Genomic DNA, 16,847 nt, shown 5'->3' with positions numbered 1-16,847 from the left:
CGAGGCTTGCAACTTAACCTTTAATAGCGCCAATCGTTAGTCCCTTAACGAAAAACCGTTGAAAGAACGGGAATACCAACAACATCGGACCAGCGGATAGAACAGCTACTGCAAATTTAGAAGCCGTCTTCGGAAAATCTGCCATATCAGCACCCAGCGTAACCATCGCTGTGGCGAACTCGGGACGCGATGTGATGAAGTCGAGTGTGTTGATGGTCCTCACGAGCAGCAACTGAAGCGGAACCAGTTTCTCGTTGTTGATAAACAAAAGTGCGTTGAACCATTCATTCCAATAGTTAAACATGATAAACAATCCCAATGTAGCGAGTGCGGGCTTCGAGAGCGGTAGGATCAGTGCCGTGTAAATTCGCCATTCACGCGCTCCCTCCACTTTCGCAGACTCAATAATTTCGGTCGGGATTTTGGCCATGAAACCCTTCATAATCAATACGTAAAATGGACTGAGTAAACCAGGCACGATAAGTGCCCATATGGAATCTTTTATATGTAAGATCTGGGTCATCATAATGTAGAACGGCACAAGACCACCGTTGAACAGCATGGTGAAAAACACATAGAATGATGTTGCTCGCTGCAGACCATAATCCCCCCTCGACAGCACATAGCCCATCGTAGAGGTTAGAATTAGACTAATGCATGTGCCAATGACAGCGACGATAATTGTCACACCGTAGGCACGTAGGATCGTTTCCGGCGTTTTTAGAAAGTAATGGTATGCCGCAATGCTGAACTGATCCGGAATAAGGCGGAAGCCTTGATGCAGAATCGACTGTTCATCTGAAAACGAGATTACGATTACGAGGGCAAATGGAACCAGCATTGCGATCGTGAGCAAAATGAATATGGTATGTATGATGAGTTGGCTCCATACCGCTTTGGACTGTTGGACTACCACAATTGTTCCCTCCTTAGAACAGAGAATTGTCCTCATTAATTCGTCTAACGATTAAATTGGCGCTGACTACGAGAACAAAACCGACAAACGACTGGTACAAACCTACGGCTGATGCCATACTAACGTCCGCAAGTTCACTGAGCGCCCGATAGATGTACGTATCGATAATATCTGTGGTCGAATACGTCGCCCCGATGTTGTTCGGGATGAAAAAATGTAAGCCGAAGTCGCCTCGGAACATATTCCCGATACTGAGGATTAACAGGATAATAATGAGCGGAGTCAGCTGTGGGATCGTAATATTCGTTACCATCTGCATCCGCTTAGCGCCGTCTATTCGCGCCGCTTCATACAACTCTCCATCTATCCCGAGAATACCAGCGTAGTACACCATCGCCGAGAAGCCGATCGCTTTCCACAAATGCACGATGTTTAGAATGTAGGGCCAATATTGGGATTCGAAGTACCACGAAATCTTTTCCATCCCAGCTGACGCTAGCAAGCTGTTGATAAATCCATTTTCATGATCAAGAAACGCCTGAGTAATGTAGCTCATAACGACCCATGAGAGAAAAAAGGGCAATATCAACGATGTCTGATAAATTTTAAGCCACTTTTTTGCAATTTCATTGAGAAGAATGGCTACGGTGAGTGCTGCAATCGTCGTAAGTAACATATAACCCAGGTTATACAAGACTGTGTTGCGGGTGATTCGAAATGCGGTTTCGCTTGTAAACAGAAACTCGAAGTTTTTGAATCCAACCCAATCACTTCCCAAAATGCCTTTGTCATACTTATAATTTTTGAAAGCGATGACGACCCCGAACATCGGTATGTACGCCATGATAAAAATATAGATGACTGCGGGAAGCGAGAGTGTAAACAGTTCGATGTTCCTGCCAAAAAAACGGAATGCCTTCTTGCGCTTCATAAGATGTCTTCCTCCTTGCCTGTAGCGATTTGCTTGGCTTGCTGCCTGAGATCAATTTATCTGAAATAACACCTATAAAACAGTGCAAAAACTGTACTTTTATCGCCACTTTGAGTAAACGATCTGCATTTTACTAACTGAAGTTCGAGCAGGCCTTGTCTCTCTGCATGGGCTCTGGCTTTGGGATTGCTCACGTAAACGCCAAAAGGGCCGAGAACCACACAGTGTAATCACACTGTCGTTCTCAGCCCTTATTTGGATATGCTTGCGGTTACTTCGTCCCTCTCGCTTTCAGCCAGTCGTTAAGCTGCCTTTGTTTCTCAGCCCTGATTACTTCACTGCCGGCCCTGTTCAGCTTCTCTTCATAGATCGGCATAAACTTCGCGGGATCGACCGTTCCAGTGGCGAGCGCTGCATAATACTCGTCGTTGACCGCTTTCACATTGGCGAGTTCCGCCTTCAAGTCATCGGTTCGGAACACAAAGTCGTAGTAAGGAGATACCTCCGCCTCTTCATTGATGCGAACAGTCTGTTCGATCTTATCCGCTGGCGCTCCCTCTGGCAAATATTCGTTACGGATGTTGCCGAATACCCAATCCGTGTTCGTGAAGTACCCAGAATCCACGTTCAGCTTGACGTAATTTCCGTCACCTCGCGTATAGTGCTTTCCTTCAATCCCATAAACAAGCGTATTGTACAACTGCTTATCTGTGTTCACCAGCTCGAGCAGCTGCATCGCTTTCTCTGGATGCTTCGACGTCCGGCTAATCGCGTTCATCGAGCTGACTGCTCCGTTGAATGACGGCTTCGCCAGTGGAACGAGCACGACGTCGAAGCCGCCGTCGCCGGCCTTAAACTCCGCTTCGGAACCCGGCTTCCCCGTAAAATCGAACCAAACAGCCGTGTTGCCTTTATTGTAGACGTCCGCAGCGTTCTTCAGTGTAGCGGCGTCCTGATTAATATATCCTTTGTCGTACCAGGAGTGGACCAAAGCAAAGTTTTGTCTCATTTCCGGTGTAACATCAGGAAGTACTCGGTGGTTCGCATCGCCCTGATAAACGGACACACGCCAGTCGATGCCATAGATGTGGTTCATAAAGAAGCCTCTTGTCGTACCGAAAGGGATAATGCCCGGCTCACCTTCTTTCAGCTGCTTTAAGAAAGGTTCGATATCGTCGATTTTACGGATCGCACTTAGATTGAGCTTGTATTTATCGACGAACCGCTTCTGAATGACCAAGCTCGGGCGCATAGCGGCAATTTGGTAATTCGGCACGGCAAGCTGCTTGCCATCTAGCTTACCGTCATTCCAGAATCGCGGAGACATCGATGAGCGAAGCTTCTGTCCATAGCGCTGCAGCAGCTCGTCCAGCGGCTGGAATACGCCCTTTCTGGCATTGGCGTCCCACGAGAACAGCCAGTTCGAGGTCCAGACAATATCCATTGGATCGCTTGCCGCTACGAGCGTATTCAATTTCTGCTCGTAGTTCGCGAAATCGACGGGCTGCAGCTTGACACTTGCATGGATTTTATCCTTGATCAGTCTATTGACTTCGGCATTCACGAGATGCAAGTCGGAACTAGCCTTATTCTGCGGATAATACCAGATCAGCTCATCCATCTCAGTGCCGCCACCGCCACCTTCTTGCTGTAACTTCGTGCAGCCGCTCGCGACAAACATCAAGAACACGACTAAGCTCAGAACAGCAAACAACATAAAACGATGTCCTGGAACCTTGCCCCGGATTTTCCCAACGTTTATCTTGTTCATGGCCATTCTCCCCTCTCCCACTTCGATCTCCCGTTCACTACCCCTATTATATCTTATTATCTAATGAGGCATAAACAGTTTCGAGGTAAGCAACTGACACTTGCTCCGCTTCTTTTTTATATTCGCAATTACCTAATTCCTGACGAAGCTGTCGGTAGAGTCGAATGGTCATTTGTAAAGCCTCATAACAACTCTCTCTATTATGGCTTGGAATTGTTTCCTTTAAGTCTGCTAGTCCTTCACTGACATGTTTTTCAAGTCTCCTAACTCCTGCCGGAAGTTCACCGTTCTTGATAAGCAACATGGGTCCAAGTACCGCGTTTCGCATAAAGGTTAGGTGATCAATTAACTCGAACAATTCTCCTCTACCCAGTTTAGTCGCTCCATAGTGCACCCACACCCAAAATCGATCTTCGATCCATTGGGAACTTCGGGTTGGATAGATTGGTGACGTGCGTTGAATCAAAGCGCTGATTTCTTCACCTTTCTCCCAAAGGATAATCGGATTCTCAACCCTTTGTTCAAGTTCCTGAACCGTAACAAACTTTAAATCCACGTGTAATGGCGGTGGTCCATATAAGCAAATTAGCAACCGCGGTTCTCCTACATGATCACCTGTAAAGGCATGGATAACACCCCCATAATCATAACCCTGAAAAGGGTATTAGATCATCGTATCAGAAACAGGGAGCAGCTGTCAGCTAATTTTTATTTGTTATTGTACTATCGTTTTTCACGTTTTTTTATCCTGCTTTGTAAATGGTATCCACATACATATTCTTTGGATTTTTAATCCATATTATAGATATGTTGGTATTAAAGGAAGGGAAATAAGTTGAAAACCATTATAAAACCGTCCCATGAGAAAACAAGGAAAGAAGTTAATATTGAAAAAACTCTTGCAACATTAGAGGGTAGTTTCGACCTTGTTCACCGTTCATTTCATCACAACGATACTCACATTATCTATTTAAATTCATTGGTAGACGCCAACACATTAGAGTGGGAAATCCTTTCCCCCTTACGAGAACTGTCATTTACTGATTTCGAAAGGTCGGTACAACAATCCCTTTTTAAACCTGTAGCGAATCAAGAGGAAGTTGTACAAGGCATATTAGACGGTAATGTGACATTGTTCACTGAGGAGAATACGTATTTAATCAATGTGTCTGGATTCGAGGAACGTGCCCTATCACAATCTGAAACAGAAACTGTCATCAGTGGGCCACATGACTCCTTTAATGAAGCATTAAAAACAAATGTATCGTTGATAAGAAGAAGGGTCAGAAGTTCTCGCTTAAAAATGATTACGTTATCTGTCGGGGAACTATCCAGAACGAAAGTTCTACTCATCTATATTGAGGGTCTTGCAAACATGGATGTTGTCAATCAACTTCAAGAAAGAATTCAATCCATTAAAGTTGATTCCATAACGGACTCCAATGTATTGGTTCAAAAGTTAGATGATCATAAAAGCTCACCTTTCCCTCAATTTTATACCACGGAAAGGCCAGACATTGCGGTGACCAAACTTTATGCCGGAAAGGTAATTGGACTTGTCGATGATAGCCCAAATATTTTTTGTACACCTTCCACTTTCTTTGATTTTTTCGAGTCATCTGATGATTATAATCAGCGTTGGTCTATTGGTACAGCGGTTAGGATTCTACGATACTTTGCTTTGTTTATTACCTTAATACTCACCGCTTTTTATGTCTCTATATGCACGTTTCATTACGAAATGATTCCGCAATCCCTTCTACAAAGCCTTATGCAATCTAGAAGTAGAGTCCCTTTTCCTCCTTTCGTTGAAGCTATGTTTTTAGAAATCGTCATTGAGCTTTTAAGAGAGGCGGGCGCGAGACTGCCTACAAAAATCGGTCAAACAATTGGCGTAGTAGGCGGTATTGTCATCGGCCAAGCAGCTGTTGAAGCAGGAGTTACCAGTAACATCTTAATCATTGTTGTTTCTGTATCAGCTATAGCCTCATTCATCGTACCAAGTTATATGATGAGTTCCTCCGTAAGAATCGTTCGGTTCCTATTTATTGTAATGGCAGGCGCCCTGGGCAATATCGGTATTTTTTTCGCGTTAGGAATCGTCGTTATCCACTTAACCGGAATAAGAAACGTATCCTCACCTTATATCAATCTTGATTCTCCTGCCTTCTTCAAAAATTGGATGGACCGTATGGCGAGAAAACTTTTTTTAAAACATAAAAAGGGGCAACCGTGAAAATGAAAGGAATGAAAGGTGAGAATATGAAAGCACGGCTCCATCCCCTTCAACTGTCTATATTCATCTATAGCATCCAAAATAGCCTTGTCTTGTATACGTTACCGCGATTAACTGCCCAGTATTTTGGCACGAATGGCTGGTTAAGTCTTATTTTCATTTTCATACTTGTAAATATGAATATTGGGTTGATTGCAATAAGTTATAAGCTGGGCAAAGGAAGATCCATTTTTGAAATCATTGAAGTAACAGTTCCCCGATGGGTCATGGTCCCCTTTTATTTGTTTATCATCGGTGTTTGGATTGGAATGGCCAGCATGATAATGAGGGAATATATCTTCATCATGAAATTAATGTTTTATCCAACATTACCTGCCATATTTTTTGTCATCTTCTTTAGCCTTCTTAGTTTTCAACTCTTACGAGGTGGATTTCACCATATTGTTAAAGCCATTGTGGTTTTATTTTTCTTCGTGATTCCAATGATCTTTTTGCTCTTTTATCTGACACCAGAATTTGAATTCGCACGTTTCACACCTTTCTTTTTTAAAGGTGGAACCGACTTTTTTAAGGGCACCCTTCAAGTTTATTCCGCTTTTTTAGGTATTGAAGTCTCCATGCTTTTTTTTCCTATCGTAGAAAATAAATGGACCAAAACTCTCTTTATTGGCAATTTCCTCTCAACGTTCACCAATTTACTCGTCTCCTTTATGTGCTTTGGCTTTTTTAGCTTCAATCAAATCTTAAATGATCTATACCCCGTTATGACCTTGTTTGAATATACGGAAGTTTCTTTCCTTTCACGCGCCGAAAATCTTTGTTTTTGTGTTTTTTCCTTTAAGGTACTTTCGACAGCTATCATCTATTATTGGGGAGCTCAGCAATTTTTGGGGAATATGATGAAGAGTGTAAAACCTACGGTTTGGATCATGATCATAGTAACAATAGGATTTATACTTGCATTGCTTCCTGATTCGATGTTGGATGTTAAAAAATGGTTGACCCTATTGAGTAATTGTTCAATCGGAATTGCTTGGGCATTGCCTCTATTCGTATTGGGCAACTTGTCTATCCAAATTCTTAAAAAAAGGATGCCTAGGGAGACAGAACATGCAAAATAAAAGACTTGTAGGGATCGGACTATGCTGTTTGTTACTAACAGGTTGTGCAGAGAAGAATATTATTGAAGACTTAGCCATACTAGAAGCTGGTGCTTACGATTTATCGGAAAGTGCTGACAATCCCCTTACTACAACAGTCCTTTTCCCCACGGTTACGAAAGAAGGAAAGGTCGATACCATGACGCTTACTGCTAATGGTAAATCCGTTCATGATACTTTCCTTAAAATTCAAAATTTAACTAATTTAAAACTAGTCGGTGGACAGGGTACGATTCTTTTTGGTGAGGAACTTTTGAAAAAAGGTCTTATTTCTGTTGTGAAATCATTTACAAGGGATCCTGAAATCGGTACGCGCGTTAAATTTGCTATTGTCGAGGGAAATGCAGGAAAATTGCTTAAAAAAAAGTTACGCTCTGTCGAAGATAATGCGGAATATCTTTACACGTTCTTGGATAAAGCCGGCAAACTAAATAAAGCTTTAACTACAAATCAATATCGTTTTTTAAGAGATTATTATGACGATGGCATTGATCCGGTACTGCCTGTCTTTTCATCTGAAGGCGACAACTTTGAATTAAAAGGATTGGGTATTTTTAAAAAAGATCACTATATTACGCACCTCTCCTTAAGTGAAACACAGATCCTTAATTTACTATTAGGTAACATCAAACATGGCAGATTAATGATTAATATGGAAGAGATAGGGGACCATTTTCAGCTTTTGTTAAATAGTGTTCATTCTAAAAATGATAAGAACATGAATTCAGGAAATATGTCGGTTGAAATCCTATTAGATGTAAAAGGGAGTGTCCTAGAATACACGGGTACCATGGATTTAAGTCAAGAGAAGTATCAAAAAGAACTCGAAACACAGGTTGAAAACTATCTTATAACTAGTTCACAAAAGCTGTTAACCAAATTACAAAACTATCAGACAGATCCTATCGGCATAGGAAAGGTGGTACGCAATCATTCATCCTATGAAAAGTGGACCCATATGAACTGGAATATGATTTACCCCAACTTACCTATAACTGTAAAAGCAAAAGTTGATCTTGTTAATATTGGAAAATCAAAGTGAAGATAATACCAAAGAAAAAGGAATAATATAACGAGAAGGGATAGATAACCATGGAACGCATTCAATTCGAAAGGCGATGGCAACGATGTTTCCACTTCGTAATGTGAAACGAAGCTCGACGGATGATGATAAAATCCAACACTTTCTTAAACAAGCCAAAATTGGATTTCTCGGCCTATCTTCCGAAGATGTGCCCTATGTCATTCCACTTAATTTCTCATTTCTAAACAACGCTATTTATTTTCATGGGGCTGAGGAAGGAAGAAAAATCACATATATCGAGCAAAACCCTCGCGCCTGTTTCACCATAAGCGAAAATTATGGAACGATTACAAGCCCGGTACCCGCTAAAACAGATACTGCCTTTATGAGTGTTATCATCGAAGGCAACTTGGAACGCGTAACTGATTTAGAGGAAGCGACAGCTGCTATGCAGGTGATGTTGGACAAGTATGTACCAGGCTATTATGATAAGCCGCTGGGGAGAACTCATTTAGATCGCTACGTTTCTCCGTTAGGTAGTAAAACCGCGATCTATAAGTTAAGCGCGGCCTCATTGGCAGCCAAAGAGAAAGCAGAAATCCCTGATCGTATGTTTTATGAAGGCAGAACCGTTCAGAACGACCGGGGTTAATGTAGATTACTGTCTCAGTAATTCCAAAGGTACAATCACTTCCCACTAAGAAGTGATTGTACCTTTTTTTCACACCACCAATAACTAAAAAAGGCGTAATCTAGTAGTTAAAAGCCTTTCCTAGTACTTCGATGCATTCATATCATAAGTAGAGAGGAGGGATCATAGATGGAAGAAGACATGCTGCACAAATTGAATCAAATTCGAGTACGAAAAAGCGAGACGGTTGTTAACATCGATAATCCGTCAGGCTACCGTTTAATTGGTAAAGGCAAGCAAGGCGCTGTTTTTCAAATTGATGAGCATCGTTGTGTGAAAGTGTATTACCGTGAAGAAAGCTGTCAGCAAGAACTGCATAGTTTAACGCTGGGTGGACAAGCTGGCATTTGTCCAAAAGTGTATTTTTGGGGCAGTAATTTTATTGTCATGGACTATTTAACTGTTCCAAGCTTGTATGATTATTTGCAGCAAAATACGATGACTCGCTCATTAGCCGCAAAAATTATTAAATTGTTGGAGACGTTTGGGGAAGTCGGATACAATCGATTTGACCACTCGGCGCGGCATATTTTTATGATGCCGGATGAGACGATGAAAATCATCGATGTCGTTCACGTGATTAAACCGACTCCGGTTTATTTCGCGCAAAAGCTGATTTCGGATATGGGACAATACGCGCCGGAATTTATCGACTATGTGCGTGATATCAGTCCCAAATGGTACGATCTTTGGGTGAGTCAACCAGATTTTGAACAAGTCATGACTATGATTAAAGAAAAAAGCGAAGCTTCGAACGACAACGACTAACGCAATCTTCCTTACCTCCTTACTTTTGGACTAATCATACCAACTAAAAATACTCGTTTTACGCGACGTAAGTGGCATAGAACGAGTATTTTTCAATTAAGAAGAACCGCATAATTTTTTGAATTTCACTAAGAGATCTGGCAATTTATTTCTTGCGTTGATTAGATGCGATAGTAAAGCTTCTCTTTCCGCACCTGACACATCCCAATCCTGAGGAATCGAGTACACAACTTGCTTGATCGCTTCATTAGACAAAGAAAGGATCCGCACCAAATAATCATTTAACTCTCCCTTATCTTTCAAAAGAGAGTAACACCATTGGTGAACCTTTAGATTCAAATTCATCTTCGTGTTTTTGAGCGTTTTTATCGTCCAATTCGAATCGGCAAAGCATCGTCCATGGTCCATCATGTAAAAGTAGTATTCATTGGCACCAATCGGCTTTAAAAGTGTATTTTTTTCTTTCCGATCCGTATTACTGAGCCAGAGGTCAAATAAAATCACACCGGCAAGTATGTCCTGATTGTAGATCCGAAAGCTGCCTTTTTTAAAAAAATCTGGGGTAAGATACGTGCTGCCCTCGATATACTGGCTAGCGAACTGACTGCCGGATTTAAATTTACTTTTAACCATTTCAGGTATGGCTTTAATAAAGTCATTGGAAACAGAGACAACTTGAAACGGGATTACTGGCAGAGAAAGAAGCTGCCCTAAGCTTGCCGCCACATATTCATTAACCAACACCCTTGTTCCGGTTGGGTTATTTTTGAATTTAACTACATAGCTCATGCCATCGCTAAACTGAATCAATTGGGGCTTCGAGTATCCTTCCGGCATACAGCTTATATGTTGAACAGGAACTAAATTAAGATCCATACCCGCAATCAACTCCCATGTCAAAAGATCCTTCGGAATGTGTCAGCGTTAATCCGATACAGATACCGTGGCCGAAAACTGGGGACCGGGGAATATGCCATTTGACACCCGAAGTTGTTGGATAGACCCAAGCATACAGGTTTCCGGCTCGAATCCCCCGTCTCCCTCCTTCTGTATAGGAATCTAAGGAAGCACGCCCCTCCCGTATAAGTCGAAGGTAGTCGGTAGACATTCCAATATCGAGCGAAAGTGGCAATATGGCAGGAGGAATCTGCTCATATCGAATACGGATTCGGCTTTCATTCTTGTTTAACAGGAACCGTTTCTTTAAACCATACGCAGGGCTGTTGACCCCTCTATTCACAAGTACCAACTCGGCCGAGGAGTCTTCTGGAGAAGTAGCACTTTCGATTTCATACACATCATGCTCGTACCCATAATCCGCAAGTGCTCCTGGATGATTCATAGGCGTATCCATAAAACCGTTCAGCTCTTCAAGCAAGTTCCAATCGTCCGTTGGATTGCCTATAAACATGCGTCCCGCCTGCTCTTTGAACGAAAAAGCATAGAGAATCCGCCCACCGTACGTAGGACTAATGACCACAGCTAAATCTTGGTTGCGCAATATGACTTCTTCGTGTCCGTCCTCGTCAATATCCTGTACCTCCAGCTTTAAAAGTCCCTCGCTGTCTGTATCCTGCTGCCATTCTGCCGCCTTTAGTAATACATAAGCAGCGCGAGCGTGACTTGCAAGTGCGCGGGCCCATGGCGCTGGAGAGGCATCCTCCCATGATACGCCCGGATCGTGCCAGCCCGTTTCATAAGCGGAGGCAAGCAAATGTTTAATAGCCAGATCGATGAGCAAGCATGGTGCAGCCTGCCCTTTGGAAACCGTGAACACACTCTCCCACGCTTTTTCAAACATTTTCTGATAGGGAGCCCAAGCGGACGAACCTGCCCAACCGGAATAATCCTCTCCAGCACCGAATATCCCTGCCAGCTCCATATACGTGCCCGGGCCAACGGAGCGAGATGGCCAATCCGTACGCTTGTTGAGCCAGTCTCCAAGTAAAACCGATACGACATCCCCCCTATTTGTCAGCCACTTCAAAAACAACTCGTAATGCTGAATAGATTGGGGATCCCACATAGGAGGAATTCCCGCTGCCTTTTCCATATCATCACCGTAGATGGCGATAACATCCTCCCCACGGTCAACCTCCTGCTGCAATTCATTCATTAATTGATCTAGCTTTTCTTCATTTAACCTACTGTGAAAAGGCATATTCAGTCTCATCTCTGTAGAAATAGGCAGAGCAATTAAACCGCTAGTGTCTTTCACCACATATGGCTTGTACAAGCTTGGATCGAAACGGCGTTGTTCGTCGAAGCTGGTGCGCTCATCCCCTTGCAGAAACAAACGGTCATCCGCCAAAACATACCGGTACCCACCGTTACAAAGGCTTGCATTCCTTACTGTTTCAGCAAGGCGTTCCGTGTCCCATACCCTCTCAGGTATCCAGAATCCCTTTACATCTGAAGTACTTACACCTAGCCATGCTTGATATAACCGCAATTCTTCTTCCAATTGAAATCGGTTAAAGTCTTGACTGAACAGCGTCATGATATTTTGCGCGTAGGTTGAACCGATCAGTTCCACCAATCCAGCCCTCCATAAATCGGAGATTTCCTCTAGAAAAAGTGGATCAAACCAAGCACAAGTTTCAATTAATGTACCGCTGATATGAAGGTGAAACGGAATGTCATATTTGCTGTGAAGTTCTAATATAGCACGCAGTCCCGACGACCCATCCGTTGGTCCGATCGTTTCCCCGATGCCAGGACGATTCACATAGCCATTGGTTATCAAATACTGGTTCGCATGATGGACAATCGCAATCGGAATTCGGGCCGGCCTCATCAGAAAGCACTTCCCTGCAAAGATAGCTCACATTCTTGAAGAAATGGATCAACGATATCCAAGGCTCCGGTCTTACATACGCATAGTTCATAATGGAGACTTTCAAACAAAGAGCGGGAACGGCATTGACATAAGCGTATCAGGAAAGATTCATGTTCCAATTCCGGAATCCCGGTAAGGTAAGTATCCATCAACATTTTCACGGCCGGCTGAAAGAAATGGAAATCACCCTTCTTATAAAATGCGCTCAACTGAATTTGGCAGGCATGATAAGCGACATCCCAAGCCGGATCTCCAATAAAGTGGTGGTCAAAATCAATGGCTGTCACCTTATGCTCGTCCCAAAAAACATTTTTGATATGAAAATCCCCGTGCAACATGGATAAGTTATCTCTCCTAGCCGTTACTGGATGGAGCATCAACTGATTAACAAGCGATTGGAAAGCTGCCTCCTTTTCAGGAACGACTTTCGTCAACTCTGTGATTAACCGGGTAAAATCTACATCCGCCCTCGTCCTTCTGAGCTGCTTGATTGGCATAAGCGGGACTTGGTGCAGTTGTTTTAACCAGATAGCCACTTGGTAGGCTGCCTCAACAGCTTGGTCCGTTTCGTACATCCAATCCCTTATGATTTTCCCAGGCGCTTTGGACATCAGCAGCAAATTATAGGATTGAAGATAGGCAATAGGGCGTACAATCGTATAGTCAACTTCATCATTCATTCCGTTTGCCCAAAGATGCCGCATTAAATAGTAGCCCGCCATCCCTTTTTCCGGGTCCGAAAATATTTTCCCTATGACCGCTTCCTGGACTTCCTCACCATTCTGTTTGCTGTACGTTACTGCATATTCCAGAATCCATTTTTTCATTTTGGGCATGCACGCTACTAAAGTGAACGATAGGACATGCCTCGGTTCATCGATAAAATCCGCTTCATAAGCGGCGATCATTTCCTCCATAGGGAGAATGGGATAATCCTCTTTCATTGGTAAGGCTCCTTTCTATCAGCTTGTGCACACCACTGCGAATAGAGCAGAATGGTTTGGTCGGCTATCGATTTCCATGAAAAGCGCTGTATTTCTTGAACTCCACTTTGAGCTAAAGACTGCTGCATAGCGGGATCATCTAACAAGGTGAGTATGGCTTTAGCCAATTGTTTCGGGTTACCCGGTTCCACGCGGCATACGTTTTGGACGATTTCACTAGCTCCTGTCGTCGTTGTGATGATTGTCGGAACCCCCGAGGCCATCGCCTCTAGCACAGTAATTCCGAACGGCTCCGATATAGACGGAAGCACATAAACCTGGGCATCCTTATAGCATTTCTGTAGCTGTTCCCCTTTAACAGTGCCTGTGAAGGTTATATGTTCATCGATTTTCCAGCGGTGCGCTTGCCGACGCAGTGGCCCGAGCAAGTTGCCATCCCCTGCGATCATAAAGCGTGTCTCTCTTTCAGCGAGAATCATACGTGCCGCCTTCAGAAAATCACTAGGTCCCTTTTGTCCAGTCACTCTTCCTAAAAATAACACATACCCTTCTGATGTTCCGTATTCCCGATCTGCTGCCAAGCTTTGAAAGGAGGAGGCATGAATACCGTTATAAATCACGGAGACTGTGCTCGGGTCAGCACCGTATTTCTGTACCAAACTTTCTTTCGTACGGGCAGAAACCGTGATGGTATGTGTTGCTACTTGAAACGCCTCATGCTCAATAGCTAAAATTCCGGGGTGAGGGGGCAAGCCTGCAGCCCGGTCATACTCTGTAGAGTGAACGGTCCAAATTAGGGGAATTCCGTACAGTTCTTGGAGACGCATCGCTGCAAAAACGCCCATCCAATCATGTGCATGAATGACATCCACTCCCTGCGGTTGAAAAACCTCCTCAAGCCGGTCTCGGAACGAGTGAATACTCGCCCAAACCCTATTATCTCCTTCCGAATACGCGGATGATTGCTGACCAATATCCAACCGGTGCATAACCATCCCCTCCGGGATATGAAATACTGTATCCCTGTCAGTCGGGAGATAAAAATCAATACATACCGCTTGTTTGACCAGCTCCTCAACCAGCGATTGGCAGTGTACACCCAGTCCTCCTGAAAATTGCGGAGGGAACTCCCAAGCGATCATAGCAATTTTCATCGAGAATCCCTCCTAAAGCGATGTCTTTGTAACATATTTTTGCGACTCAGGATGATTGATCCATTGTTGGTGCAACTCGGGATTCAGTACCTCCACGTGTTGGAGAAACACACCAGTCCACGTCCCCAACCCTTTCAACAGCTTCTTAGGGGGATAATCCGCAGAGACAGCTTTATCACTGATATTGACAACCTTCAGGGTCCCATCCGGCATAACATAAATGTCTTCAGGTGCATGACCAGATCCCCATCCCAAATCTTTAGAGACGCTTAGCAACCGCAACAGACTGCTTGTAAATTCCTGTGAAAGTCCGTTCATCTCCATGTAGCTAAGCAGGGTCGGAGTCTTCATGGATTCCAACACCAAGAAGGTCGGGCCAAATAAGTAAACCTTTGGCGTAATACCGTAGACAGCTCCTTTATGAAGCAGATTGTATTCCTCCTCTGCTCTGCCTTCCTTGGCATAAATCTTAACGATACGTGTTTCATCCAAGTGAAAGGTTGCACTTTTTTTGCCAATACCGATCAGTGTCAGGTCTGTTGGGTTATCTACAGTTAATTCTTCAGTTGGATCCACTCGATCCACTTTGATCGATTTAATCTTTCTGGTCACACTTGCCTCCATAAGCTTTCTCAACTCATTCATCATTGAAAACATGTCTATCATCCTTTCCTCTGTTTAATAGATTAATCGTTTAATTAATTGGTCTTCCACTTTAAACCTTTATTGTCATTTTTTAGAACTAAATAAAAAAAGAACTCCCGTATTCCCCCCTAAACGAATAAATTCACACGATAAACAGAACCTTTTCTGCCTGTCTTACCCTGATAATCTAAAGTATGATTAAGAAATTATTAAGGAACGGCTAATCTATTAATCTATCAGTCTATTCCTATCCTATATTTACAAAATATTAATAATAGAAAGATAGAAAGATAGACGAAAAAGCCCATACTGGCGTATGGACTTTGATTGGACAATATTATGTAAGGTTACATGAGTATTCTTTCCATTAACTGCTAATAATATCGAGTATAACTATTAGATAAATGAGTGGTGAACAATGAAAGACATTACGTTTAAGGCGTTGGCTATTACCAATGAAATCGATCTGAACAAAATTGCTATTCATTGCGGTATTCCAAAAAAATACACATGGGAACAACCTTTAATTCTCAGCAATAAAGTTCTTCAAAAAATCTATCACAAGGAAATAGATGAACTACAGCAAGTGCTGGTCTTTTCCTTTGGCAGCGTTGTCTTCGTTAATTTGACACATCAGGATGAAATCAAGGCTTTATTGAAGTTTATTCAATCATTTGAGCCCGATATCGCACTCGAAAGAGCAGATAAATTCACAGATGATTATAGTCTGCATATCGAAGAAACCGATAGTATGACATTAACGGATGAATATGTGGTCGTTGCGGAGTATGAGTTCTTTTTTCCTGAAATCATTGCTACGGTTCTCGCCAAATCAGTGGCACTTGAGAGGAGTGAGGAGCAGCTCGGAAAGATTCAAGATAACCTCGAAGTCATCATAGACCGGCTGGAAAAAGGAAAGCTTCGCGTTGGCAACAAAGAATTGGCAAAAACGACTGCCAAGATTGTTCGCCACGAGTATAACACATTAGCCTATATCATGATTTTGGATAAACCTGAGTTGACATGGACACATAGCTCAGCAAGCCAATTTTACGAGGAGATGATCGTATTTTTTGAGTTAAATGATCGTTATACCATATTAAAAAGTAAAACTGATATTCTCTATCATATCTTAGAAGGCTTTTCGACGATTAGTCATTCAATACGAGGACTTTTTGTTGAATGGATTGTTGTGATTCTTATCGTCATCGAGGTTGTATTAACGTTATTGCAAATCATCGGTTGGCTTCCTTCATCACATTAAATAGATTAAACACGCTGTTCCCCGCGTTGCTCCAGTCCCGCCTTCGCAACTTGAACAGCTCTCTGAATCTCTTCGTAACTGGTACAGCGGCACAGATTGGACTGCAGCCAGCCCCGAATCTCATCCTCATCCGCATCTGGCTTAGATTGCAGCAGGGCATGACAAACCATAATAAACCCCGATGTACAAAATCCGCATTGAAAAGCAAACGTTTCTATAAACGCTTGCTGCACGGCCGTTTCTCCGCCTAAGCCTTCGATTGTTGTCACTTTGCTGCCAGGAGCTTCAACGGCAAGCATAAAGCAGGACTTGATTGGCGTCCCATTGACCAGTACAGTGCACGCGCCGCAATCCCCATTCTCGCATCCAGCTTTAGCGCCGGTAAGCCCAAGACTTTCCCGCAACACGCGCAGCAGCGTATCCGCTGAACGAATGGTCAACTGGTGTCTTTTTCCATTAACTGTGAGCACGACTTCTCTCTTTCCACTGCCTCGAGCTTGCATC

At 43.1% G+C, this 16,847-nt stretch carries 16 protein-coding genes; 6 read left to right on the top strand and 10 right to left on the bottom strand.

From position 1 onward, the window contains the following. Positions 1 to 13: 13 nt before the first annotated feature. From AC58QT_RS15795 to AC58QT_RS15780, 4 genes are all read right to left on the bottom strand, one after another. Positions 14 to 916, bottom strand: a complete 903-nt coding sequence (locus AC58QT_RS15795) for a carbohydrate ABC transporter permease (RefSeq protein ID WP_497409825.1) — start codon at positions 914 to 916, stop codon at positions 14 to 16. Between the two features lie 13 nt (positions 917 to 929). Beyond that, on the bottom strand, positions 930 to 1,847 hold the full coding sequence (locus AC58QT_RS15790; RefSeq protein ID WP_310225702.1) for an ABC transporter permease: 918 nt from the start codon (positions 1,845 to 1,847) through the stop codon (positions 930 to 932). Positions 1,848 to 2,118: 271 nt separating this feature from the next. After that, complete coding sequence (locus AC58QT_RS15785) at positions 2,119 to 3,618, bottom strand: ABC transporter substrate-binding protein (RefSeq protein ID WP_497409824.1); 1,500 nt, start codon at positions 3,616 to 3,618, stop codon at positions 2,119 to 2,121. A 46-nt stretch (positions 3,619 to 3,664) separates the two neighbouring features. Further along, positions 3,665 to 4,210 (bottom strand): hypothetical protein, encoded by a 546-nt coding sequence (locus AC58QT_RS15780; RefSeq protein WP_497409823.1) that lies wholly within the window; start codon positions 4,208 to 4,210, stop codon positions 3,665 to 3,667. Positions 4,211 to 4,453: 243 nt separating this feature from the next. On the opposite strand from AC58QT_RS15780, the gene AC58QT_RS15775 reads away from it, so the two are divergent. The 5 genes from AC58QT_RS15775 (at position 4,454) to AC58QT_RS15755 (ending at position 9,497) form a co-directional block, all read left to right on the top strand. Continuing rightward, the gene (locus tag AC58QT_RS15775; protein WP_497409822.1) at positions 4,454 to 5,854 is read left to right on the top strand and encodes a spore germination protein; all 1,401 of its coding nucleotides are present in this window, start codon (positions 4,454 to 4,456) and stop codon (positions 5,852 to 5,854) included. A 2-nt stretch (positions 5,855 to 5,856) separates the two neighbouring features. Continuing rightward, entirely contained in the window at positions 5,857 to 6,975 is a 1,119-nt protein-coding gene (locus AC58QT_RS15770; RefSeq protein WP_497409821.1) for a GerAB/ArcD/ProY family transporter, read from the top strand. Then, positions 6,965 to 8,056 (top strand): Ger(x)C family spore germination protein, encoded by a 1,092-nt coding sequence (locus AC58QT_RS15765; RefSeq protein WP_497409820.1) that lies wholly within the window; start codon positions 6,965 to 6,967, stop codon positions 8,054 to 8,056. The genes AC58QT_RS15770 and AC58QT_RS15765 overlap by 11 nt, the downstream gene beginning before the upstream one ends. 85 nt (positions 8,057 to 8,141) lie before the next feature. Continuing rightward, a complete protein-coding gene (locus tag AC58QT_RS15760) occupies positions 8,142 to 8,690 on the top strand; it encodes a pyridoxamine 5'-phosphate oxidase family protein (RefSeq protein WP_497409819.1) in 549 nt (182 codons plus the stop codon). A 168-nt stretch (positions 8,691 to 8,858) separates the two neighbouring features. Next, a complete protein-coding gene (locus tag AC58QT_RS15755) occupies positions 8,859 to 9,497 on the top strand; it encodes a hypothetical protein (protein WP_497409818.1) in 639 nt (212 codons plus the stop codon). Positions 9,498 to 9,593: 96 nt separating this feature from the next. Here AC58QT_RS15755 and AC58QT_RS15750 read toward each other — a convergent pair whose 3' ends face one another. From AC58QT_RS15750 to AC58QT_RS15730, 5 genes are read right to left on the bottom strand one after another with little or no spacing between them, the layout of a single operon-like run. Continuing rightward, on the bottom strand, positions 9,594 to 10,373 hold the full coding sequence (locus AC58QT_RS15750; RefSeq protein WP_497409817.1) for a HipA family kinase: 780 nt from the start codon (positions 10,371 to 10,373) through the stop codon (positions 9,594 to 9,596). Further along, on the bottom strand, positions 10,363 to 12,294 hold the full coding sequence (locus AC58QT_RS15745) for a polysaccharide deacetylase family protein (RefSeq protein ID WP_497409816.1): 1,932 nt from the start codon (positions 12,292 to 12,294) through the stop codon (positions 10,363 to 10,365). The genes AC58QT_RS15750 and AC58QT_RS15745 overlap by 11 nt, the downstream gene beginning before the upstream one ends. Continuing rightward, a complete protein-coding gene (locus tag AC58QT_RS15740) occupies positions 12,294 to 13,280 on the bottom strand; it encodes an aminoglycoside phosphotransferase family protein (protein ID WP_497409815.1) in 987 nt (328 codons plus the stop codon). Before AC58QT_RS15740 ends, AC58QT_RS15745 begins: the two co-directional genes overlap by 1 nt. Continuing rightward, a complete protein-coding gene (locus tag AC58QT_RS15735) occupies positions 13,277 to 14,434 on the bottom strand; it encodes a glycosyltransferase family 4 protein (protein ID WP_497409814.1) in 1,158 nt (385 codons plus the stop codon). The genes AC58QT_RS15740 and AC58QT_RS15735 overlap by 4 nt, the downstream gene beginning before the upstream one ends. Before the next feature lie 12 nt (positions 14,435 to 14,446). After that, a complete protein-coding gene (locus AC58QT_RS15730) occupies positions 14,447 to 15,091 on the bottom strand; it encodes a hypothetical protein (RefSeq protein ID WP_497409813.1) in 645 nt (214 codons plus the stop codon). 406 nt (positions 15,092 to 15,497) lie between these two features. Here AC58QT_RS15730 and AC58QT_RS15725 point away from each other — a divergent pair, with 406 nt between their 5' ends. Next, a complete protein-coding gene (locus AC58QT_RS15725) occupies positions 15,498 to 16,343 on the top strand; it encodes an RMD1 family protein (protein ID WP_497409812.1) in 846 nt (281 codons plus the stop codon). A 5-nt stretch (positions 16,344 to 16,348) separates the two neighbouring features. Here AC58QT_RS15725 and AC58QT_RS15720 read toward each other — a convergent pair whose 3' ends face one another. Further along, positions 16,349 to 16,846, bottom strand: coding sequence for a (2Fe-2S)-binding protein (locus AC58QT_RS15720; protein WP_497409811.1), 498 nt, complete (start codon positions 16,844 to 16,846; stop codon positions 16,349 to 16,351). Position 16,847 lies beyond the last annotated feature (1 nt).

It is taken from the genome of Paenibacillus sp. J31R109 (genome assembly GCF_059692055.1).
Note: the sequence above shows the minus strand (reverse complement) of the source record. Positions and strands in the feature narration are given on the sequence as shown.

Coding starts and splice junctions, on each gene's coding strand:
- AC58QT_RS15730 (WP_497409813.1), bottom strand. CDS start 15,091: ATGTTTTCAATGATGAATGAGTTGAGAAAGCTTATGGAGGCAAGTGTG.
- AC58QT_RS15720 (WP_497409811.1), bottom strand. CDS start 16,846: ATGCAAGCTCGAGGCAGTGGAAAGAGAGAAGTCGTGCTCACAGTTAAT.
- AC58QT_RS15745 (WP_497409816.1), bottom strand. CDS start 12,294: ATGAGGCCGGCCCGAATTCCGATTGCGATTGTCCATCATGCGAACCAG.
- AC58QT_RS15735 (WP_497409814.1), bottom strand. CDS start 14,434: ATGAAAATTGCTATGATCGCTTGGGAGTTCCCTCCGCAATTTTCAGGA.
- AC58QT_RS15785 (WP_497409824.1), bottom strand. CDS start 3,618: ATGAACAAGATAAACGTTGGGAAAATCCGGGGCAAGGTTCCAGGACAT.
- AC58QT_RS15755 (WP_497409818.1), top strand. CDS start 8,859: ATGGAAGAAGACATGCTGCACAAATTGAATCAAATTCGAGTACGAAAA.
- AC58QT_RS15750 (WP_497409817.1), bottom strand. CDS start 10,373: ATGGATCTTAATTTAGTTCCTGTTCAACATATAAGCTGTATGCCGGAA.
- AC58QT_RS15770 (WP_497409821.1), top strand. CDS start 5,857: ATGAAAGGAATGAAAGGTGAGAATATGAAAGCACGGCTCCATCCCCTT.
- AC58QT_RS15765 (WP_497409820.1), top strand. CDS start 6,965: ATGCAAAATAAAAGACTTGTAGGGATCGGACTATGCTGTTTGTTACTA.
- AC58QT_RS15790 (WP_310225702.1), bottom strand. CDS start 1,847: ATGAAGCGCAAGAAGGCATTCCGTTTTTTTGGCAGGAACATCGAACTG.
- AC58QT_RS15740 (WP_497409815.1), bottom strand. CDS start 13,280: ATGAAAGAGGATTATCCCATTCTCCCTATGGAGGAAATGATCGCCGCT.
- AC58QT_RS15760 (WP_497409819.1), top strand. CDS start 8,142: ATGTTTCCACTTCGTAATGTGAAACGAAGCTCGACGGATGATGATAAA.
- AC58QT_RS15725 (WP_497409812.1), top strand. CDS start 15,498: ATGAAAGACATTACGTTTAAGGCGTTGGCTATTACCAATGAAATCGAT.